Here is a 19,906-nt window from a genome sequence, read left to right as displayed (position 1 = left end):
GGGCAGGGGGCAGGGGGCAGGGCTCAGGGGATCATCGATGGCATCATGCGGTAATAGAGATTGAACAGTATCCACAGCGTGCCACCCACCATGATGGTGAGAATCAGCGCCGTGAAGAGGATCAATTGCAGGTCCTCGCGCTTGTTCCTGGCCAGCGTGATGTGCAGAAAGAACCGAAAGTGCACCACGATCTGGATCACGCCGCAGACACCGATGACCCAATAGAGCGTCGCGGTGGCGATCTGGGTGAACGCCGCCAGGCCGAACGGAATCAGCGTCAACACGGCCGCGAGCCCGAAGCCCCAGCAGTAGCTGCGAAGCTCCTGCGCCTTTTCCCGCGCTTCCTCGTCGCTGAGCTGTCGATGACTCATGCCGTCCCTCCCAGGTAGACCAGTGAGAAGATCCCGATCCAGACCACGTCGAGAAAGTGCCACAGGATCGCCAGGCGCATCAGGCCGGTCTTGGTCTGGGTATCGAGTCCGTGAACGGCGATCTGCCCCAGTAGTGCGATCAGCCAGATCGAGGCGGCGGTCACGTGGAGCCCGTGGAGCGGCACCAGTGCGAAGAACGCCGAAAGAAAGCCGCTGCGACTCGGCACGCCGCCCTCGGTGAACATCTTGTGAAAGTCGTAGAGCTCGTGGCCGAGAAAGGCGAGGCCTAGCAGCAGCGTCACCACCAGCCAGCCCACCAGCACCTTGCGATCGGTGCGGTACTTGAGTGCCAGCGACGCCATGCCGAAGGTGAAGCTGCTCACCAGCAGCAGCGAGGTCTCGATGAACGCGCTCTTGAGCTCGAACAACTCGCCGGGGCCGGGGCCGCCGGCGGTGCCGCCGAGCATGGTGACGTAGGTGGCGAAGAGCAGACCGAAGATGATCAGGTCGCTCATCATGAAGACCCAGAAGCCGAAGACCAGCGACTCGCTTGCCTCGTGGGCCTCGGCGTGGGCGTGCCCCAGGTTGAGGCCCGGGTGTCTGATGGGGGTCGAACTCATTGGACCGCTCCCTCGATGGGCGAAGCGGGCAGGCCGCGGTTGGCGGCGCTCTGCTCGTCGGCGCGGGTGACCGGCGTGAGCGATGCCAGCGTCGCGAGCCACGCTTCGTGCTGTCGGCGGACCTCGGCTGCCGGGATCAAGCGCGTGGTATCACGCACATAGCCGCGGGCGATCAGGGCGATCAGCGCCGCCACTCCTGCCGCCACGACCAGCCACCACTGGTACCAGGTCAGTCCGAATGCCAACAGGAAGCCGGTGATGGCAAAGATCGGCCCCATGGCGCTGTTGGCGGGCATCTCGATATCTTCGTACTCGTCGGGTCGCGGATGCGCGCCACCGCCGGTCTCCTTCTGGCGCATGTAGGCGTCGCGGCTGTGGACCTCGGGAATGACCGGGAAGTTGTATTCGGGCGGTGGCGACGAGACCGACCACTCGAGGCTGCGGCCATCCCACGGGTCGCCACCGGGCACGCGATTGGCATGGCGGTCGCGAACGCTGACCCAGAGCTGGATCAGCAGGCAGAGCATGGCGACGAGGATGATCACTGCGCCGACCATGGCGGCCACCGTCCACGGCAGATAGGCGGGCTCGAAGAATGCCACCGAGCGCCGCGGCATGCCGAGTACGCCAAGCGCATAGAGCGGGAAGAAGGCGAGCATGAAGCCGACGATCCAGCAGCACGCTGCTCGCCGGCCCCAGCGCTCTTCCAGGCGGAAGCCGAAGGCCTTGGAGAACCACAGGTTGGTACCGCCCAGCATGCCGAACAGCAACCCAGGGATCAGCATGTTATGGAAGTGGGCGACCAGGAACAGCGAGTTGTGGATCTGATAGTCCACGCTGGGTACGGCAAGAATGATTCCCGTCAATCCGCCGATCACGAACAGCATGATGAAACCGATGGCGTAGATCATCGGTACCGAAAAGCGAATACGGCCGCGAAACATCGTCAGCATCCAGTCATAGATTTTGACCCCGGTGGGGATGCCGATCAGCATCGTGGCGATGCCGAAGATGGCGTTGATATGGGCGCTCTGGCCCATGGTGAAGAAGTGGTGCAGCCAGACCGTGAAGGAGAGCACCGCGATCGCCAGGGTGGCGATCACCAGGGCACCGTAGCCGTAGAGCTTCTTGCCGGAGAAGGTCGAGAATATCTCCGAGAAGATGCCGAAGGCGGGCAGGATCAGGATGTACACCTCGGGATGGCCGAACGCCCAGAACAGGTTGATGTAATTCATCATGTTGCCGCCGAGATCGGCGGTGAAGAAGTGGAAGTCGAGGTAGCGATCGAGTGCCAGCAGGGCGGTAGCGACGGTCAGCGGTGGCATGCCGAAGATCATCAGGATCGAGGTGCACAGCGCCGTCCAGGTGAACAGCGGCAGGCGCAGCCAGCTCATGCCCGGTGCCCGTTGCTTGTAGATGGTGACCGCGAAATTGATGCCGGTGAGTGTCGACGACAGCGTCGACAGGGTCACGGCCCAGATCCAGTAGTCGACCCCGGCACCGGGATTGGCCGCGCTTTCGGTGAACGAGGGATAGCCGCTCCAGCCCCCAGTGGAAAACGGCGCGAGGATCAGTGAGACCATGACGATCGCCGCGCCGGCGGCGGTGAGGCCGAGGCTGATCGAATTCATGACCGGAAACGAAAGATCCCGTGCGCCGATCTGAAGGGGCATCACGTAGTTGATGATGCCGGTCAGGAAGGGCATCGCCATGAAGAACACCATGATGGTGCCGTGGGTCGTGAACAGCTGGCCGAAGTGATCGGCCGTCAGGAAGCCGCCGTCCAGCCCGAAGGCCTGCTGCAGGCGCATGAAAACCGCTTCGATCACTGCCCGCGCCAACATCACCAGCGCAATGGCGATGAACATGATGCCGATCTTCTTGTGGTCGGGGCTGGTCAGCCATTCGCGCCACAGCCAGCGCCAGCGTCGGGTCCAGGTCAGCACGCCGACGACGATCAGGCCGCCGAGAATCACCATCGCACCCGCGCCGCTGGCAATGATCGCGTTGACGATGTTCTTGGTCGTCGGGTCGACGATGGCGTCCCAGAACGGCAACGCGCTCCAGTCCAGTCGGCCCAGCATCCATTCGGCCCAGTGAGTCATGGTCGGGCCTCCGGTGAAGACGAAGCATCGTTCCTCGTTCCGCCCGATTCGATCGATGACCAGTGGGGAGTGGCATGCTCGACGATGTCGTCGAACAGGTTGGCGGGGAGATGGCCGAAGCGCAGGCGCCGATCGCCTTCGGGAGTGGCATTGTCCGCGCCGGGGGGCTCCAGCGATTGCACCAGCGCCCGGCCGGTATTCTGTGCCATCAGTCGATCGAAGACCCGGGGGCCGAGCGTCATGCCGCTCTCGCGGGTGCGGGTGACGAAGTTCTGAAATGCGGAATCGTCGACCACGCGGGTGACGAAGTGCTGGTGATGAAAGCCTTTGCCGTTGTACTGCATGTTCTTGCCGGGGAACTCGCCCTGGTTGTCCGCCTCGAGATGCAACTGGGTGACCATGCGGTTCATCACGTCGATCTGGCTGCCGAGAGCGGGAATGAAGAACCCTTGCATGACGCTGGCGGAGGTCAGTTTCAGCGCCAGGGGGCGGTGGACGGGGACGACCAGCTCATTGACCGTGGCGATGCCCTGGTCGGGATAGATGAACAGCCACTTCCAGTCGAAGCCCACGACTTGGACTCGCAGTGGCTTGACGTCCTCGCTACCGGAGAGGGGGCGGTACGGATCCAGCGCCAGCGTGCCGCGCCACGCCACCACGGCCAGGGCCACGACGACGAGACAGGGAATCCCCCAGATCACGATATCCGCCAGCTTCGAAAATCCCCAGTGAGGACGGTACGTCGATCGACTGCCATAGCGGTAGCGGACGATGAGCCACGGGGTGAGGATCAGCACCGGAAGAACCACGATCGACGTCAAGCCGATGATCACCCCCAGTTGATGCCGCTGCGCGGCGGCAATCGGTCCTTGCGGATCGAGAAACGAGATGGGGTGCTCACTACAGCCGGAGAGCCATATCGCCAGCAGGCCGATCGACCAGTGGCGATAGCGCGAGTGGGTTCGCAGATGGAAAAGGGGATGGAACACGGTGACCTCAGGAAACGTCCTTGTTTCGAAACTCAGGGTTCGCTAACCCAATTCGTTAGCCTCTTTACTATAGAAACGATTCTGATCGATGCCAGCGTCGTCTGGAGGGAGGTTGTCATGACGATCGCAATGAAATTTGAGCATGGGTCGTATTGTCTGGAGCTATCGAGAATGTGTCTCAATAAGTCTTTGGCTATCGTGAGGGCCTCGCCGTTAGCGGGCTCGACAGATAACCGGTGAAATCGTGCGAAGGGCGCTCATGCTCCACTGCCGCCCAAATGGCCGAAGGTCGGTTTCCGGCGGTTGGACAGGGCCAGGGGTTCACTCTATAAATTGTGGTGCGCCCGGATCGAGCGGAGGCCCTGCTTGGGCCGGGCTCCCGCGCTCGAGTTTCGAGCGGTTCTGGAGGACAGCATTCAGGCAATCGTGTCGCGAACCTGACAGCCGAGTCTGCATGGCCAGGTGGCTATCGGCTCGTCGCGACCGCCCGCAAAGGGCATCGCCGCAGCAGTTATTGGTGCAGGTCGATCATCGTCCTGCAGCGTCGAATTAGGGAGAGATCATCGTGACTAGCGACAACCGCAAACCGACGACCACGGATGCCGGCATTCCGGTAGCGAGTGAGGAAAACGCCCTATCGGTAGGCCCCGACGGTCCGATCGTGCTGCACGATCACTACCTGATGGAGCAGATGGCGGCCTTCAACCGCGAGATGATTCCGGACCGCCAGCCGCACGCCAAGGGGGGCGGGGCCTTCGGCCATTTCGAAGTCACCCAGGATGTCAGCCGATACACCAAGGCCAAGTTTCTCCAGCCGGGCAAGAAGACCGAGATGGTCGCGCGCTTCTCCACCGTGGCGGGGGAGAGCGGCAGCCCCGATACCTGGCGGGATCCGCGCGGCTTCGCCCTGAAGTTCTACACCGAAGAAGGCAACTTCGACATGGTGGGTAACAATACCCCCGTCTTCTTCGTGCGCGACCCGATGAAGTTCCAGCACTTCATCCACTCCCAGAAGCGCCGTGCCGACAACGGCCTGCGCGATCACGACATGCAGTGGGATTTCTGGACCATGGCGCCGGAGTCCGCGCATCAGGTGACGTGGCTGATGGGGGATCGCGGCGTTCCCGCCACCTGGCGCCACATGAACGGTTATTCCAGCCACACCTATATGTGGGTCAACGCTCAAGGCGAGCGCTTCTGGGTCAAGTATCACTTCAAGACCGACCAGGGCATCAAATGCATGACCCAGGAGCAGGCCGACCAGATGGCCGGCAGCGATGCCGACTACCATCGGCGCGACCTGTTCGAGGCGATCAAGCGCGGCGACTACCCGACCTGGACGCTGCAGGTCCAGATCATGCCGTTCGAGGATGCCAAGACCTATCGCCTCAACCCCTTCGACCTGACCAAGGTTTGGCCCCACGACGACTACCCGCTCATGGAAGTGGGCAAGATGACGCTGGATCGCAATCCGGAGGATTTCCATACCCAGATCGAGCAGGCCGCCTTCGAGCCCAACAACATGGTGCCCGGCACCGGGCTGTCGCCGGACAAGATGCTGCTGGCGCGTTCGATCTCCTACGCCGATGCGCACCGTGCCCGTCTGGGGGTGAACTACAAGCATATCCCGGTCAACTCGCCCAAGTCGCCGGTCAACAGCTACAGCAAGGGCGGCGCCATGCGCATGCACAACGCCAGCGATCCGGTCTATGCGCCGAACAGCAAAGGCGGCTCCAAGGCCGACCCCGAGCGCTATCCGGAAGACGCGGTGTGGCAGGCCGATGGCGAATTCGTTCGCACCGCCTACACCCTGCGTCCGGCGGATGACGACTTCAGCCAGGCCAACGATCTGGTCAACAAGGTGATGGACGATGCCGCTCGCGACCGGCTGGTCAACAACGTCGTCGGTCACGTCTCCGGTGGCGTCGAGGAGCCGGTGCTGTCACGGGTGTTCGAATACTGGCACAACATCGATGCCACGATCGGCAAGCGTATCGAAGAGGGTGTGAAGGCCAATCGCGGCAAGTAACGCCGATACCTGGCCGACACGGCATGACCAAGAGGCCCCGCTCACCACTGGTGAGCGGGGCCTCTTGCCGTTATTGCGGCGTCAGAAGCTGGACCACTCTTCTGTCTCCGCCGTTTCCGGTCGTTTCGGCTGGCGCGAGACATTGGCATGGGTGGTGGCCACCGGCAGCGGCGCGGGGTTGTGTTGCATGGGCTGCGAGGCGTCGTAGCCACGGAAGAAGCCGACCTCGCGAGCCAGCCGCTCCGCCTGGCCCTGCAGGTTGCCGGTCACGCTGGTGGACTCCTCGACCAGCGACGCATTCTGCTGGGTGACGCTGTCCATCTCGCCGACCGCGAGGTTGATCTGCTGGATGCCGGTGGACTGCTCGCGGCTGGCAACGGCGATCTCCGAGACCAGATCCGTCACCTTTTCCACGTTGCTGACGATCTCGGCCAGCGTCTCCCCGGAGCGGTTGACCAGTTCCGAGCCTCGCGACACCCGTTGCGCACTCTCCGACACCAACTGCTTGATCTCGCCGGCGGCGTCGGCGCTGCGGCTCGCCAGTTGACGCACCTCCTGGGCCACCACCGCGAAGCCCCGGCCCTGCTCGCCGGCACGGGCAGCCTCGACCGAGGCGTTGAGCGCCAGCAGATTGGTCTGGAAGGCGATCTCGTCGATCAGGCCGATGATATTGGCGATCTGCTTGCTGGAGTTGTCGATCTCCTGCATCGCGGTGATCGCTTCATTGACCACTTCTCCGCCCTGCCTGGCCTGGCTGCTGACCTGCCCGGCCAGGCTGTCGGCCTGGGAGGCGTTGTCGGCGTTCTGCTTGACCGTATTGGTGATCTGCTCCAGCGCCGCCGCGGTCTCCTGCAGACTGGCGGCCTGCTCCTGGGTGCGCTGGCTCAGGTTCTCGTTGCCGGCCGCCAGCTCCGCGGAGATCGACTCGACGTTTCTGGCATTGCGCGCGACCTCGCCGATCACACTCGACAGCTTGTCCCGCATCGAAGCCATGGTGTCCAGCATGCGGCCGAACTCGTCGCGGTAACTGGCATTGAGGCGCACGCCGAGATCCCCGTTGGCCAGCGACTCGGAGAACGTCGTGGCCTCCCGCAAGGGTCTGAGAATGCCACGACTCAGCCACCAGCCGATGGCGATGGCGATCAGCAGGCCGAACAGAATGGCGCCGATGATCACGTTGCGGCTGAACTGATACTCCTTGACGCTCTGCTGGTAGCTGTCGAGGGTGGCCTGCCGGGCGCCGCGATAGAGCGAGGTGATCGTCTCGTAGAGGTTGGCATAGCCCTGGTTGACCTGCGCTTCGCTAGCTTGACCTCCGTCCAGATCGGTACGCAGCGCCTGTAGCTGCTGCTGGTAGCGATCGGCCAGTTGCCGCTCCGTGTCGCTCGACACCAGCGCCGGGTAGTAGCTGTTCCAGGCATCGTCGACGCGCTGGCGGTTCTCCTCGACTTCCTGGCGCTGGGCGTCGGAGAGATTGCCGGCCCCAACCCTGGCGAAGATGGTGCGATTGTCGCCAGTGGCACCCCGCATCGTGGAGAGCTGAATCATTGCCTGGACGTTCTCCGCGACGATGGATTGCATCGCCTGCTGGGTCTGACGGTTGCTGAAGACGCCCTGCACGCCGATCAGGATCAGCAGCAGGATGATCAGGCCCAACGCCAGAAATAGCCGGGCTTTGACGCTATGGAGCGCAATTCTCATGTTTGGTCCCTCAAAGCACTTTTTCAGATAAGGCGCGTGTTGCCACGCGGGCCCGCGTAGTTAAATTCCTATCGGCAAAATTCAATTTTTATTGAAGTGCAATTTAATTTTTGTCGACGCTAAAAGATGCGCGGTGGCGACTCAGTTTCGAGAGGTGTCGATCCATAGCGACAGGTGGCGTCGACGCGGCAGGATGGTGGGCGGGGACGAGGGAAAGAGGGAAAGAGGGAAAGAGGGAAAGAGGGAAAGAGGGGCGGCGTCTCCTGGACGCCGCGCGAGGGGGGCGGCTCAGTGACCGCGCTGCTTGATCTGGTCCTTCAACTGATCGGGTACCTGCTTGATGATCAGGCGATCCCGCTCGTCGTCGTATTCGATGCTGTTGCCGAGCAGATGGGAGTCGAAGCTGATCGAAACGCCGCTGGCGCGCCCGGCGAAGCGCTTGAACTGCTGCAGGGTGCGCTTGTCCGGCGGAATTTCCGCGGCGAGGCCGTAATCCTGATTGCGGATGTAGTCGTAGAACGCCTTGGGGTGCTGCTCGTCGACCAGCTCGGAGAGCTCGTCCAGCGTGATCGGCTCGCCGCGCTTGGCCTGGGCATTGGCATAGTCGATCAGGGTGTCGGTCTTCTCCCGGCTCGCCTCCTCGGGCAGATCCTCGTTTTCCACGTAGTCGCTGAACGCCTTGAGCAGGGTACGCGTCTCGGCCCCGGCATTGACGCCCTCCTGACATCCCAGCCACTGCCGAAAGGCTTCCACCAGTTTCTTGTTGCCCCGATCCTGCACGTAGGTGATGTACTGGCGTGACTCTCCCCGTTGCCACTGGGTCAGGTCGATCCGCGCTGCCAGCATCAACTGGCCCAGATTGAGCTGCTGGGCGGGAACGATGTTGAGATCGGGATCGAACCCATAGCCGTCACGCTGATGGAGCAGTGTCATAGTCAGGGTTTCCGCCTCGCCCTGGCGCGAGTGGACGAACCACCAGTGGCCACCGATCGAGAGATGGGCGTCGATCAGCGGCGTCAGGCTTTCGGTGATCTGGCGGGTGAAGTCGGTGAAGTTGACCTCGCCGCGTCGATAGCGCGCCAGTTCGTAGGCGAAACGCGACGATGACGCCGTTTCGCCGTTGGTGTCATCGCTATCTTCCGCCTCACTTTCGACGAAGTGCCCCCACGCCTTGGGTTTGCCGTGAAAGCTCGAGTTGAACGCGGCCAGCAGCGACTCCGCCGTGGCGGTGTCGCGCATGGCTTCGCCGCTTGTCAGCGTGGCGGGCTGGTCGTCGCCCGGTTTATCGACGCGGTGGGCGCAGGTCTGCAGTATCGGCATGAGATGGCTCGTGAAGCGTGAAAGGGCGGGCCACCGGCCGGCAGCCCGCGAGAAAGACGATGACGTGTCCTGGCCGGCCCTCCTCAGGGACGGAGGCGATAGCCGGTGCGGAAGATCCAGCTGATGACGGCCAGGCTGACGGCCAGGAAGACGCCGATCATGACCAGGCTGGCGATCACGCTGACGTCGCTGATGCCATAGAAGCTCCAGCGGAAGCCGCTGACCAGATAGACCACCGGATTGGCCAGCGTCACCGCCTGCCAGAACGGCGGCAGCATATCGATCGAATAGAAGCTCCCACCCAGAAACGTCAGTGGCGTGATGATCAGCAGCGGCACCAGTTGCAGCTTCTCGAAGCTGTCCGCCCAGATCCCGATGATGAAGCCGAGCAGGCTGAAGGTGAGGGCGGTCAGCAGTAGAAACAGCATCATCATGAACGGATGCTGGATATGCAGGTCGACGAAGAAGTTGGCCGTGCCCAGTATCACCAGCCCCAGGATGGCCGACTTGGAGGCGGCGGCACCGACATAGCCGAGCACGATCTCGAAGTACGAGATCGGTGCCGACAGCACCTCGTAGATGGTGCCGGTGAACTTGGGGAAGAAGATGCCGAAGGAGGCGTTGGAGACGCTCTGCGTCAGCAGCATCAGCATGATCAGCCCGGGCACGATGAAGGCGCCATAGCTGACCCCCTCGACCTCCTGGATGCGCGAGCCGATGGCGGCGCCGAACACGACGAAGTAGAGCGAGGTCGAGATGACCGGGGAGATCAGGCTCTGCAGTAGCGTGCGCCCGGCACGGGCCATTTCGAAAGTATAGATGGAGCGGACGGCTTGCAGGTTCATGGACGCTCTCTGACCAGGTTGACGAAAATATCTTCCAGCGAACTCTGCTTGGTGTGCAGGTCCTTGAAGCGGATGCCGGCGGCTTCGATCTCGTTGATCAGCGCGCTGATGCTGACGTGATCGCTATCGCCGGCCTCGCTGGCATCGTAGGTGTAGACCAGCACATTGCCGTCCTCGGCCAGCGTCAACGGGTGGTGGCTCAGCGCGGGCGGCACGCTGGCCAGCGGCGTCTGCAGGTGCAGCGTCAACTGCTTGCTGCCGAGCTGGCGCATCAGCGCCGCTTTCTCCCGTACCAGCACGATCTCGCCGCCATTGATGACGCCGATCCGATCGGCCATCTCCTCGGCTTCCTCGATGTAGTGCGTGGTCAGGATGATGGTCACGCCGCTGTTGCGAAGCTCCCTGACCACTTCCCACATGTCGCGCCTCAGCCCGACGTCGACACCCGCGGTGGGCTCGTCGAGGAACAGGATCTCCGGCTCGTGCGCCAGGGCCTTGGCGATCAGGACGCGGCGCTTCATGCCGCCGGAGAGCGTGATCAGCTTGTTCTTGCGCTTGTCCCAGAGCGACAACGCCTTGAGCACCTGCTCGATATGGCTGTCCTTGGGCGGCTTGCCGAACAGGCCGCGACTGAAACGCACCGTGTTCCAGACCGTCTCGAAGGCATCGCTGGTCAGTTCCTGGGGCACCAGGCCGATCTTGGCGCGGGCCGCGCGGTAGTCGGTGACGCTGTCGTGACCGTCGATCACGACGCTGCCGCCGGTGGCATTGACCAGCCCGCAGATGATGCTGATCAGGGTGGTCTTGCCGGCCCCGTTGGGACCGAGCAGCGCAAATATCTCGCCGCGCTGGATCTCCAGGTCGATCTGCTTCAACGCTTCGAAACCGGAGTCGTAGCGCTTGGAGAGACCGGAGATGGCGATCACCGGCGCCGGCCGGTCGGCGGGGGAGTCGGCTTTGGCCTGGTGCGCTGGCGCTGTGGGCGTCTCGTGATTCATGAAAGGCGATACATCGTGACGTGAGGGGCCATCATTGTAGGCGAAAAAGCGCGCCGGCTGGACCCGTGGAGAGCGGGAGCGTGCCGATGGGGCCGGAAAAGCGTGAAAGGGGGCCTGCCAGGGCGTAAACGGGCGTAATGGCGCAGAGTTGTCTATAACGAACAGGCAACATAAAAAATCTTATCGATAAGGCCGGTGTCGAAAAGAGACCGAGCTCGTATCAGCAAGGAGGCCATTCATGCCACGTTCTTCTTTCCTTCATCGCACTGCCATCGTGTTGTTCGCTGCCATTCTCGGCGGTACGGCGTTGTCCGCCTGTACCACGACGACGACCGCCGACCGGGAGAGCCGCCTCGCCCAGCGCCAGCAGCTCGACCAGGACGTCCAGCAGACGCTGGACCGGCTCTACCGTTCGGTGCCGGAGGCTCGCTCGCTGGCGGAGCGCGCGAAGGGCGTACTGGTGTTCCCGGGCGTGCTGGGCGCCAGCTTCATCGTCGGCGCCAGCCATGGCGACGGCTCGCTGTTGATCGATGGCTCCAAGGCGGGTTACTACACCACCACCAGCGGCTCGATCGGCTTCCAGGCCGGGGCCCAGTCCCAGGCCATCGTCTACATGCTGATGACCGAGAAGGCGCTCAATCGGGTACGCAGCGACAACGGCTGGTCGGTAGGCGCCAGTGCCGGGGTCGCGGTGGCGGATATCGGTGCCAACGGCCAGATCACCAACAACACCGCCAACAAGGAGGTGGTGGCGTTCGTGATGAACAACCAGGGCATTCAGGGTGGCGTTTCGCTCAACGGTGCCAAGATCTCCAAGGTCAGCCCCTGAGGCGAGCGGAGTGATTCACCGGCCCAGCGCAGAAAACCCACCGTGAGGTGGGTTTTCTTTTGGCAGCGAGCCGGGAGAACGGCGGGCGCGAGGGCCTCAGGCGCTCTCGGGCAGCTCGGCGTTGTGATAGACGTTCTGCACGTCGTCGAGATCGTTCAGCATGTCGATGAACTTCTCGAACATCGCCACGTCATCGCCCTCGACCGGCGTATGGGTCTGGGGCAGGAACTGGATCTCGTCGGCCTCGAACTCGAGTTCGCCGAAGGCGTCGAGCAGTGCCTGCTTGGCCTTGGCGTAGTCGGTGTGCGGCGCGAAGACGGTGATGCGACCCTCCTCGCTCTCGATGTCGGTCACGTCGACATCGGCCTCCATCAGCGCCTCGAGCACGGCCTCCTCGTCGTCTCCGGCGAAGGCGAAGATCGCGCAGTGGTCGAACATGTGGCTGACCGTGCCCTGGGTGCCGATCTTGCTCTTGGTCTTGGTGAAGCAGCCGCGCACGTCGCCGAAGGTCCGGTTCGGGTTGTCGGTCAGGCACTCGACGATCACCATGCAGTTGCCGGGACCGAAGCCTTCGTAGCGTGCCGCCGAGAAGTCCTCGCCACCGCTGCCCTTGGCCTTGTCGATCGCCTTGTCGATCACGTGCGAGGGGACCTGGTCCTTCTTGGCCTTGTCGATCAGCCCGCGCAGCGTCAGGTTGCCGGAGGGGTCGGTGCCACCGGACTTGGCGCAGACATAGATTTCGCGACCATACTTGCTGTAGACCTTGGTCTTGGCATCGGCCGTTTTGGCCATGGATTCCTTGCGATTCTGGAAGGCCCTACCCATTGTCACTACCTATCAGGTTGTCAACGACGGGCGAGATTTTACGCAACATCGCGCCGATGTTGCAGGATTATTTGGCCTTTTCCGCACCAATTGACCACCCCCGGGCGACGAGACGGCGTCAATCTCGCCGTGCTCTGTTATTCTGCCGCGCCCGAGCATGACATGGCGAGACCGAGGCGTCCGCCGGTTGACTGCATCGATCCCTTCATCTCGACCAGGAGCGCCTGCCGTGCCCGATACCGACCATCACGAGACGCGCCGCGGCGAGGAACAGTCATCCTCGGCGCAGCCGCCCGAGCCGTTCTCGTCGCTGCCGCTGCCGCCGGCGCTGCAGGACAATCTCGCCTCGCTGGGCTATCTGACGATGACCCCGATCCAGGCCGCCAGCCTGCCGCCGATCCTGGACGGCAGGGACGTTATCGGCCAGGGCAAGACCGGTTCGGGCAAGACCGCGGCGTTCGGGCTCGGCCTGCTGTCGGCGCTCGAGGTCGCCCGGTTCCAGGTCCAGGCGCTGGTGCTCTGCCCGACCCGCGAGCTGGCCGATCAGGTCGCCGAGGAGCTGCGCCGGCTGGCCCGCATGCTGGCCAACGTGAAGATTCTCTCGCTCTGCGGCGGCGCGCCGCTGGGCCCGCAACTGAACTCGCTCTCCCATGGGGCGCACGTCGTCGTCGGCACGCCGGGTCGCATCGAAGAGCATCTGCGCAAGGGCTCGCTGGACCTGTCCGCGCTCGGCGTGCTGGTGCTGGATGAGGCCGACCGCATGCTCGACATGGGATTTCAGGCCGCCCTCGATGCCATCGTCGCGGCGACGCCGGCGACACGCCAGACGCTGCTGTTCAGTGCCACCTATGGTGACAGCGTGCGGCCGGTGGCCGAACGCATGCTGCGGGAGCCGGTGACGGTGGAAGTGGCCTCGACCCACGACGAGCAGAGCATTCACCAGCATTTCCATCAGGTCGCCGACGAGTCGGCCCGTCTCGCGGCCCTGCGCCAGCTGCTGCTGCACTACCGGCCGGAATCCAGCGTGGTGTTCTGCAATACCAAGCGCGAGACCCAGGCGGTGGCGGACGAACTGGCCGCCATGGGATTCAGCGCCGAGGCGCTGCACGGCGATCTCGAGCAGCGCGATCGCGACCAGACGCTGATTCGGTTCGCCAACAAGAGTCTCTCGGTGCTGGTCGCGACCGACGTGGCGGCACGCGGATTGGATATCGACGCCCTGGATGCGGTATTCAATTACCAGATCGCCCGTGAACTGGAGGTGCACGTGCATCGGATCGGTCGAACGGGGCGTGCCGGCGCGAGCGGCGTGGCCTGCACGCTGTTGACCGAGAAGGAGGCCTATCGACTCGAACGTCTCGAGGCGTTCCTGGGTGAACGACTGCCGGTGGAGCCGTTGCCTGGCCGTGCCGGCGCCGGACAGCAACCGTTTCAACCGCGCATGGCGACGCTCCAGATCGACGCCGGCAAGAAGCAGAAGATCCGCCCGGGTGACGTGCTGGGGGCCTTGACCAACGGTGACGACGCCATCGAAGGCGACCAGGTGGGCAAGATCAAGGTGCTCGATCGCAGCGCTTATGTCGCGGTCGAGCGCGGTATCGCCAAGCAGGCGCTGACGACGTTGAGCGCCGGTAAACTGAAAGGGCGCAGCTGTCGGGTGCGCCGAATCGGACGCTGAGGATAGCGAGGACCTGTGAGGATAGCGAAAGCATGAAAGTACCCAAGCGATTGCAGCCGTTGGTCGAGGATGGCCTGGTGGACGAGGTCGTCAGTCAACTGATGAGTGGCAAGGAGGCCCAGGTTTTCGTGGTTCGCTGCGGTGACGAGCTGCGCTGTGCCAAGGTGTTCAAGGAAGCCAAGCAGCGCAGCTTCAAGCAGGCGGTGGCCTACCAGGAGGGCCGCAAGGTGCGCAACAGCCGCCGCGCGCGGGCGATGTCGAAGAAGACCCGCTACGGCCAGCGCGAGCAGGAGTCTGCCTGGTTGAACGCGGAAGTCGACGCGCTCTATCGCCTCGCCGAAGCGGGCGTGCGAGTACCGACGCCTCACGGCTTCGTCGACGGCGTGCTGCTGATGGAGATGATCGTCGATGCCGATGGCGACGTTGCGCCACGTCTCGATGACGTCGAATTGACGCCGGAGCTGGCGCTCGAGTATCACCAGCGCCTGATCGGCGAGGTCGTCCAGATGCTGTGCGCGGGGCTGATCCACGGCGACCTGTCCGAGTTCAACATTCTGGTCGGTGCCGAAGGGCCGGTGATCATCGACCTGCCCCAGGCGGTGGATGCGGCGGGCAACAACAACGCGCCCTGGATGCTGGTGCGCGACGTCGACAATCTGCGCGGCTACTTCGGTCGCTTCGAACCGGCACTGCTGAAGACCGACTACGGCAAGGAGATCTGGGCGCTCTACGAGGCGGGCGAGCTCCACCCCGAGGTTCGGCTCACGGGTCGGTTCGTGCCGGATGCGACGCTCGTCGATGTCAGCGATGTCATGCAGGTCATCGACGCCGCCCGCGAAGAAGCGGCGGAGCGCCAGGCGCGGGAGCAGGATGACGACGAGCCGGCGTGGTAGTGGGCGACGAGGCAGCTGTCATGCCGGCAAAAAGCGGGGCGTCGTCGGCCCGGCTTGATCGGGGCGGGAGGGGAGCGTCTACACTCTGAGCACACCATCAGGCGATCCTTCGAGGTCGTCGCGTTCGAGGAGTGCCCCATGCAAGTCATCAATCTCAAGTCTCCCGGCGGCCTGGACCAGCTCAAGCTGCACGAGGTCGAAGGGCCGGGAGAGCCGGGCCCGGGAGAAATCCGCGTCCGCCTTCACGCCAGTTCGCTCAACTTCCACGACTATGTCGTCGCCAGCGGAAAATCCCCGACCGAGGAAGGTCGAATCCCCATGGCCGACGGCGCGGGCGTCGTCGAGGCCGTCGGCAAGGGCGTCACGGAGTTCGCCAGCGGCGATCACGTCGTCTCGACCTTCTTCCCCCACTGGCTCGACGGTCCGGCGCGCGTGGCCGACTTCAAGACGGTGCCGGGGGACGGCGTCGATGGCTACGCCCGCGAGCAGGTGGTACGCCCCGCCCACTGGTTCACCCATGCGCCCCAGGGGTATACCCACGCCGAAGCGGCCACGCTGACCACGGCCGGCCTCACCGCCTGGCGCGCGCTGGTGGTCGATGGTGGCCTCAAGGCCGGCGATACCGTGCTCACGCTGGGGACCGGCGGTGTCTCGATCTTCGCGTTGCAGCTGGCCAAGGCGATGGGGGCGAGGGTCATCTCGACCTCGTCCACCGAGGAGAAGATCGCCCGACTCAAGGCGCTGGGCGCCGATCACACCATCAACTACCGCGAAGAGCCGGAATGGGGCAAGAAAGTCCAGGCGCTGACCGGCGGCCGCGGTGCCGATCACGTCATCGAAGTCGGCGGACCGGGCACCTTGCCGCAATCCATCGATGCCGTGGCCATTGCCGGCCACATCTCGCTGATCGGTGTCCTGACCGGTCGCGGCGGCGATATTCCCACCTCCAAGCTGATGGCGAAGCAGGCCAGGCTGCAGGGGCTGATCGTAGGCAGTCGCCGTCATCAGATCGAGATGATCCGCGCCCTCGAGATCACCGGACTCAAACCGATCATCGACAGTTCGTTCTCGCTCGACCGAATCGCCGATGCCTTCCGTCACCAGGAGTCCGGCAAGCACTTCGGCAAGATCTGCCTTGAGTTCTGATCGTTAGCGCCAATCACTGGCGTGGCCACCTGAGGTAAACCGCAAGCGCCGCCGGACAGATGGCTGTCCGGCGGCGCTTTTTCACACTTTCCGATCGCTGTCAGCTATCCGTCTTGCGGGAAGCGGGGCGCAGGTCGTAGTCGAAATACTGGTGCATCAGGGTTTCGAACGTGCCGTCAGCGTAAACGCCATCCAGCGCCTGGTTGAAGATGTCGGCCAGATCCTGGTCGCGAGGGCGCACGGCGATGGCGTTGCCCTTGCCGAAGATCGACTCCGGCCGGTCGATGCGCGGGCCCACCTGGACGAACTGGCTGTCGGGACTGCCGATCTCCAGTGAATCCAGCGCCACGGGATAGTTGAGGAAAGCCAGGTCGAGCCGCTGCGACTCCAGGTCCAGCGCCACATCGGCCGCGGTGGCGTAGCGCTGAATGTCGAGCGTGTCCGCGTATTGCTGGGTGATGTAGCTGTCCTGGGTGGTGCCGCGCTGCACGCCGACCGACAACCCCTTCAACGAGGCGGGGTCGTCGAGATCGATCGTCTCGCCGCGGCGGGCGACCCACACCTTGGGCGACATCGCATAGGGGCGCGTGAACAGCACCTGGCGCTCCCGCGCCGGGGTGATCCGCATCGACGACATGATGGCGTCGTACTTGCGCGAGAGCAGGCCGGGGATGATGCCGTCCCAGCCCTGCACCACCCATTCGCAGTCGAGCTTGGCGCGCTGGCACAGAATGTTGCCCAGATCGATCTCGAACCCCTCCAGCTCACCGGCAGCATTGCGGTATTCGAACGGCGGATAGGGCACGTCGACGGCGATTCGCACGTGCTGTGGTGTCTCGGCCTGGGTGGCGGCGTTGGCCGGCGAGGCGATGAACGATAGCGCGGTGAACAGGGCAACGGCGGGCAGCGTCAGACAGGCCAGCTCACGAGTCGCGAAGCAACGTGGTGTCACGGAAAGATCCTTGAAGTTGTGAGGTTGTTATCGGTGCCGAGCGATTGTTGATAGTGCGGGGCAGCGGATGGCCCTACCCGAATAGCGTGCCGCAAGCCGCCCGCGATGGGAAGGCGGGCGTCGACCCAGATATGTTCTGCGAATCATCCAGCGGCGCCACCACCTGCCGGATGCTCAGGTCTGGCGAGAGGTCGATCCGAGACGCCGCATGCTCTTCGAAGAAATCTTCGGAATATCCCGTCAATACAGCACGTTGCCGATAGGGCGGAGATTGCATTCAAAGCGTATGTCCAAGGGGCTTTGCGGTGATTCACATCACAAAAGATGGTGGGTGGATGGCGCCCGCTTCGGTTGGCGTTGTTCTCGACGTGACTGTCAGACAATGACCGCACTCAAGATGGCTTTATGGCCCAGCTTCACACGCAAGGGACTACCGCAGGGATGGCAGCCCGCCATCACTGCATGCACCGGTAGGGGTGATAGCGCCGCAGAATGCCTCGCTCGAGCTACGACCCAGCGGGCTGCGGACACCGGCAAAGCCTATCCAGCGCAGGCGCAGCTAGCGCATACTTCGTATTCTGCGATGGGCCACTGCAGCAGACCTCTTTCCGTCAGATGCGCCAGGGAAGCAGGCAATTCCGATGCTCTCCTACCCGGCAGCTCTATTTGAGTAGAATCTGTGATGACTCTGAAAGATCACTTTGGGTTGCTGGCTTCCTACAATCAGTGGATGAACTCGAAGGTTTATGAAGCTGCGAGTCTCCTCTCTGCCAACGATCTAGCCATGGATCGAGGCGCCTTTTTCGGTTCCATTCTGGGAACCCTGAACCATATCCTCGTTGCCGACACTATCTGGCTCAAGCGGTTTGCCGAGCATCCCGCCTGCCTGACCTCGCTGCGCGAGGTGGTTGACCTGGCGCATCCGACCGGCCTGGATCAGATTCTCTTTGACGATATCGAGCGTCTGTCTGAGCGCCGGGTTTGGTTGGACCAGAAGATCATCGGTTGGATAGCCGGTTTGTCTGACGATGATCTGGATATCGTCCTCACCTATCGCAATAGCCAGGGGATGACTTTCCACAAGCGGTATTCGAGCCTGGTTCTTCATTTTTTCAATCACCAAACCCACCATCGCGGCCAGGCATCTACCTTGTTGTCACAGGCCGGCAAGGATGTTGGCGTCACTGATCTGCTGGCTCTGATTCCGAATGACATTGGTGTATGACCCGCCGCGTTGGTCGGGCGATATTTCCAGCGCTGCACGACCCAAGATCGCCGCAAGGCTGCGCGTTATTTTTGATCGCTAGGCCGTCACCTGAAGCCTCGTCAGCGGTCAATCGCGCCGGAAATGCGCTCGAGCACAGACAGTGTGGTCTCGAGTTCCGCCTGGGTGATGCCTGCCGAGCATGTCTTGGCCCAGCCCGACTGCTTTTCATACAGCTTCGAATAGACCGTTTTTCCGAGGTCCGAGAGGCTGATCAGTCTTGCGCGCTTATGCCCCGGATTGTCTTGGAATAACAGAAGGTCATCCTCCTGCATGGCATCCACGAGGCGCTGTACGGCTTGCCGTGTCAGCCCCATGCTTCTGGCTATCTGCGGCACGGTTTGCGGTTCACCCGCCAGGGAAAGGGCACCCAGGATCTTCCATCGGGCACTGGTGATGCCATATTCCGCCCCCATGCGGTCGCCCTCACTGACGAGGAGCCCGCCCAGCTTGAAGACTTCGAGAACAATCTCGGTGAACACCGGGCCTTTCTGAGCGTCGCTCATCGGCGATTCCTCCGGCAGTTTGACAACATGTTGACAACCTTGGTTGCTACTCGCATGATGACAACATGTTACCAATCGCTCCTCCCGGAGGAAACCAGAATGCTCATGCTCCATCGGCTGGCAGCCACCCTCGCCATCTTGTGCATTGCCACGTTCTTCTCCGCGACGGTTCTCGTCGAGCTGTTCGGCACGGCAGCATCCATCGCGACCGTCAAAAGCCTCGTCGTGTGGCCAGGCTTGTGGGTGCTGGTGCCCGCCATTGCCTTGACCGGCGGTAGCGGTTTTGCCTTGGCGAAATCCAGAAGTGGGAAGCTCGTACGACGCAAGAAGATGAGAATGCCCTTTATTGCCATCAATGGCATTTTGGTGCTCATGCCCTGCGCCGTGTTTCTCGATCGCTGGGCATCCGCAGGCGCTTTCGATACCGCTTTCTACCTGGTGCAAGGCGCGGAATTGCTGGCCGGTGCGACCAATCTCGTCTTGATGGGCATGAACATGCGAGACGGTTTCAAGATGAGCGGTAGGTTTAGACGCTCAACGTTGGCTAACCGCTAGCGCTGCTTTCCAACGGGTGCGACCGCTTCGGCTAGCCGTGATCAGTATGGGGACCCAGTACGCGACTTGGGAGTAGTGGCCTGCCGACGGGTAGGGCGTGTGAAAACTGCACTGAAATGGAGAGTGCTGATCATTTTGATGCCAGCTTTACAAGTGCTACCGATTCGGGGCACCGACCCAGCGGATTTTTCCGTGCAGCGATCAGGGATTCTGACATACGCAAGCAAGACGTCTTTTCTTTCGCCGATTGTCCATTTCATGCCTTGAAACCCGGCGCTGC

Annotated in this window: 18 protein-coding genes; 7 read left to right on the top strand and 11 right to left on the bottom strand. The window is 62.9% G+C overall.

Translation table 11 applies throughout. The features are described from left to right. Positions 1 to 23: 23 nt before the first annotated feature. From cyoD to AAGT95_RS21540, 4 genes are read right to left on the bottom strand one after another with little or no spacing between them, the layout of a single operon-like run. The gene (gene cyoD / locus AAGT95_RS21555) at positions 24 to 371 is read right to left on the bottom strand and encodes a cytochrome o ubiquinol oxidase subunit IV (RefSeq protein WP_342595089.1); all 348 of its coding nucleotides are present in this window, start codon (positions 369 to 371) and stop codon (positions 24 to 26) included. Continuing rightward, positions 368 to 991, bottom strand: coding sequence for a cytochrome c oxidase subunit 3 (locus tag AAGT95_RS21550; RefSeq protein ID WP_110598690.1), 624 nt, complete (start codon positions 989 to 991; stop codon positions 368 to 370). Before AAGT95_RS21550 ends, cyoD begins: the two co-directional genes overlap by 4 nt. Next, positions 988 to 3,096 (bottom strand): cbb3-type cytochrome c oxidase subunit I, encoded by a 2,109-nt coding sequence (locus tag AAGT95_RS21545; protein ID WP_342595088.1) that lies wholly within the window; start codon positions 3,094 to 3,096, stop codon positions 988 to 990. Before AAGT95_RS21545 ends, AAGT95_RS21550 begins: the two co-directional genes overlap by 4 nt. Further along, positions 3,093 to 4,085, bottom strand: coding sequence for a cytochrome ubiquinol oxidase subunit II (locus AAGT95_RS21540; protein ID WP_342595087.1), 993 nt, complete (start codon positions 4,083 to 4,085; stop codon positions 3,093 to 3,095). The genes AAGT95_RS21545 and AAGT95_RS21540 overlap by 4 nt, the downstream gene beginning before the upstream one ends. Positions 4,086 to 4,650: 565 nt before the next feature. Between AAGT95_RS21540 and AAGT95_RS21535 the strand changes: the two genes are divergently transcribed. Next, positions 4,651 to 6,114, top strand: a complete 1,464-nt coding sequence (locus tag AAGT95_RS21535; protein WP_110598686.1) for a catalase — start codon at positions 4,651 to 4,653, stop codon at positions 6,112 to 6,114. 81 nt (positions 6,115 to 6,195) lie between these two features. Here the strand turns inward: AAGT95_RS21535 and AAGT95_RS21530 are convergent, their stop codons facing one another. From AAGT95_RS21530 to AAGT95_RS21515, 4 genes are all read right to left on the bottom strand, one after another. Then, positions 6,196 to 7,815: a methyl-accepting chemotaxis protein gene (locus AAGT95_RS21530; RefSeq protein WP_342595086.1), complete on the bottom strand. Its 1,620-nt coding sequence runs from the start codon at positions 7,813 to 7,815 to the stop codon at positions 6,196 to 6,198. Positions 7,816 to 8,103: 288 nt separating this feature from the next. Then, on the bottom strand, positions 8,104 to 9,135 hold the full coding sequence (locus AAGT95_RS21525; RefSeq protein ID WP_110598684.1) for a nucleoid-associated protein: 1,032 nt from the start codon (positions 9,133 to 9,135) through the stop codon (positions 8,104 to 8,106). An 83-nt stretch (positions 9,136 to 9,218) separates the two neighbouring features. Continuing rightward, a complete protein-coding gene (locus tag AAGT95_RS21520; protein ID WP_110598683.1) occupies positions 9,219 to 9,980 on the bottom strand; it encodes an ABC transporter permease in 762 nt (253 codons plus the stop codon). Further along, complete coding sequence (locus AAGT95_RS21515; protein ID WP_110598682.1) at positions 9,977 to 10,978, bottom strand: ABC transporter ATP-binding protein; 1,002 nt, start codon at positions 10,976 to 10,978, stop codon at positions 9,977 to 9,979. Before AAGT95_RS21515 ends, AAGT95_RS21520 begins: the two co-directional genes overlap by 4 nt. A 238-nt stretch (positions 10,979 to 11,216) precedes the next feature. On the opposite strand from AAGT95_RS21515, the gene AAGT95_RS21510 reads away from it, so the two are divergent. Beyond that, positions 11,217 to 11,807: a BPSL1445 family SYLF domain-containing lipoprotein gene (locus AAGT95_RS21510; protein ID WP_342595085.1), complete on the top strand. Its 591-nt coding sequence runs from the start codon at positions 11,217 to 11,219 to the stop codon at positions 11,805 to 11,807. A gap of 96 nt (positions 11,808 to 11,903) precedes the next feature. Here the strand turns inward: AAGT95_RS21510 and AAGT95_RS21505 are convergent, their stop codons facing one another. After that, the gene (locus AAGT95_RS21505) at positions 11,904 to 12,632 is read right to left on the bottom strand and encodes a YebC/PmpR family DNA-binding transcriptional regulator (RefSeq protein ID WP_110598680.1); all 729 of its coding nucleotides are present in this window, start codon (positions 12,630 to 12,632) and stop codon (positions 11,904 to 11,906) included. A 310-nt stretch (positions 12,633 to 12,942) separates the two neighbouring features. Between AAGT95_RS21505 and dbpA the strand changes: the two genes are divergently transcribed. The 3 genes from dbpA to AAGT95_RS21490 all read left to right on the top strand — a co-directional run bounded on the left by dbpA (position 12,943) and on the right by AAGT95_RS21490 (position 16,349). Then, positions 12,943 to 14,310: an ATP-dependent RNA helicase DbpA gene (gene dbpA / locus AAGT95_RS21500; protein WP_342596564.1), complete on the top strand. Its 1,368-nt coding sequence runs from the start codon at positions 12,943 to 12,945 to the stop codon at positions 14,308 to 14,310. 32 nt (positions 14,311 to 14,342) lie between these two features. Continuing rightward, positions 14,343 to 15,203 (top strand): PA4780 family RIO1-like protein kinase, encoded by an 861-nt coding sequence (locus AAGT95_RS21495; RefSeq protein ID WP_110598678.1) that lies wholly within the window; start codon positions 14,343 to 14,345, stop codon positions 15,201 to 15,203. A 138-nt stretch (positions 15,204 to 15,341) separates the two neighbouring features. After that, a complete protein-coding gene (locus AAGT95_RS21490) occupies positions 15,342 to 16,349 on the top strand; it encodes an NAD(P)-dependent alcohol dehydrogenase (RefSeq protein ID WP_342595084.1) in 1,008 nt (335 codons plus the stop codon). Positions 16,350 to 16,449: 100 nt separating this feature from the next. Here the strand turns inward: AAGT95_RS21490 and AAGT95_RS21485 are convergent, their stop codons facing one another. Next, positions 16,450 to 17,301, bottom strand: coding sequence for a transporter substrate-binding domain-containing protein (locus AAGT95_RS21485; RefSeq protein ID WP_342595083.1), 852 nt, complete (start codon positions 17,299 to 17,301; stop codon positions 16,450 to 16,452). 682 nt (positions 17,302 to 17,983) lie between these two features. Between AAGT95_RS21485 and AAGT95_RS21480 the strand changes: the two genes are divergently transcribed. Continuing rightward, the gene (locus AAGT95_RS21480; protein WP_342595082.1) at positions 17,984 to 18,526 is read left to right on the top strand and encodes a DinB family protein; all 543 of its coding nucleotides are present in this window, start codon (positions 17,984 to 17,986) and stop codon (positions 18,524 to 18,526) included. 101 nt (positions 18,527 to 18,627) lie between these two features. Here AAGT95_RS21480 and AAGT95_RS21475 read toward each other — a convergent pair whose 3' ends face one another. Beyond that, positions 18,628 to 19,071, bottom strand: coding sequence for a MarR family winged helix-turn-helix transcriptional regulator (locus AAGT95_RS21475; protein WP_110598675.1), 444 nt, complete (start codon positions 19,069 to 19,071; stop codon positions 18,628 to 18,630). A 99-nt stretch (positions 19,072 to 19,170) separates the two neighbouring features. Between AAGT95_RS21475 and AAGT95_RS21470 the strand changes: the two genes are divergently transcribed. Further along, complete coding sequence (locus AAGT95_RS21470) at positions 19,171 to 19,626, top strand: hypothetical protein (protein ID WP_342595081.1); 456 nt, start codon at positions 19,171 to 19,173, stop codon at positions 19,624 to 19,626. The last annotated feature ends 280 nt before the right edge of the window (positions 19,627 to 19,906 follow it).

Origin of the sequence: Salinicola lusitanus (assembly GCF_038648475.1) — a bacterium.
In the GTDB taxonomy this organism is placed as follows: Bacteria; Pseudomonadota; Gammaproteobacteria; order Pseudomonadales; family Halomonadaceae; genus Salinicola; species Salinicola lusitanus.
Note: the sequence above shows the minus strand (reverse complement) of the source record. Positions and strands in the feature narration are given on the sequence as shown.

Coding starts and splice junctions, on each gene's coding strand:
- cyoD (WP_342595089.1), bottom strand. CDS start 371: ATGAGTCATCGACAGCTCAGCGACGAGGAAGCGCGGGAAAAGGCGCAG.
- AAGT95_RS21550 (WP_110598690.1), bottom strand. CDS start 991: ATGAGTTCGACCCCCATCAGACACCCGGGCCTCAACCTGGGGCACGCC.
- AAGT95_RS21545 (WP_342595088.1), bottom strand. CDS start 3,096: ATGACTCACTGGGCCGAATGGATGCTGGGCCGACTGGACTGGAGCGCG.
- AAGT95_RS21530 (WP_342595086.1), bottom strand. CDS start 7,815: ATGAGAATTGCGCTCCATAGCGTCAAAGCCCGGCTATTTCTGGCGTTG.
- AAGT95_RS21525 (WP_110598684.1), bottom strand. CDS start 9,135: ATGCCGATACTGCAGACCTGCGCCCACCGCGTCGATAAACCGGGCGAC.
- AAGT95_RS21520 (WP_110598683.1), bottom strand. CDS start 9,980: ATGAACCTGCAAGCCGTCCGCTCCATCTATACTTTCGAAATGGCCCGT.
- AAGT95_RS21515 (WP_110598682.1), bottom strand. CDS start 10,978: ATGAATCACGAGACGCCCACAGCGCCAGCGCACCAGGCCAAAGCCGAC.
- AAGT95_RS21510 (WP_342595085.1), top strand. CDS start 11,217: ATGCCACGTTCTTCTTTCCTTCATCGCACTGCCATCGTGTTGTTCGCT.
- AAGT95_RS21505 (WP_110598680.1), bottom strand. CDS start 12,632: ATGGGTAGGGCCTTCCAGAATCGCAAGGAATCCATGGCCAAAACGGCC.
- AAGT95_RS21495 (WP_110598678.1), top strand. CDS start 14,343: ATGAAAGTACCCAAGCGATTGCAGCCGTTGGTCGAGGATGGCCTGGTG.
- AAGT95_RS21490 (WP_342595084.1), top strand. CDS start 15,342: ATGCAAGTCATCAATCTCAAGTCTCCCGGCGGCCTGGACCAGCTCAAG.
- AAGT95_RS21480 (WP_342595082.1), top strand. CDS start 17,984: ATGACTCTGAAAGATCACTTTGGGTTGCTGGCTTCCTACAATCAGTGG.
- AAGT95_RS21475 (WP_110598675.1), bottom strand. CDS start 19,071: ATGAGCGACGCTCAGAAAGGCCCGGTGTTCACCGAGATTGTTCTCGAA.
- AAGT95_RS21470 (WP_342595081.1), top strand. CDS start 19,171: ATGCTCATGCTCCATCGGCTGGCAGCCACCCTCGCCATCTTGTGCATT.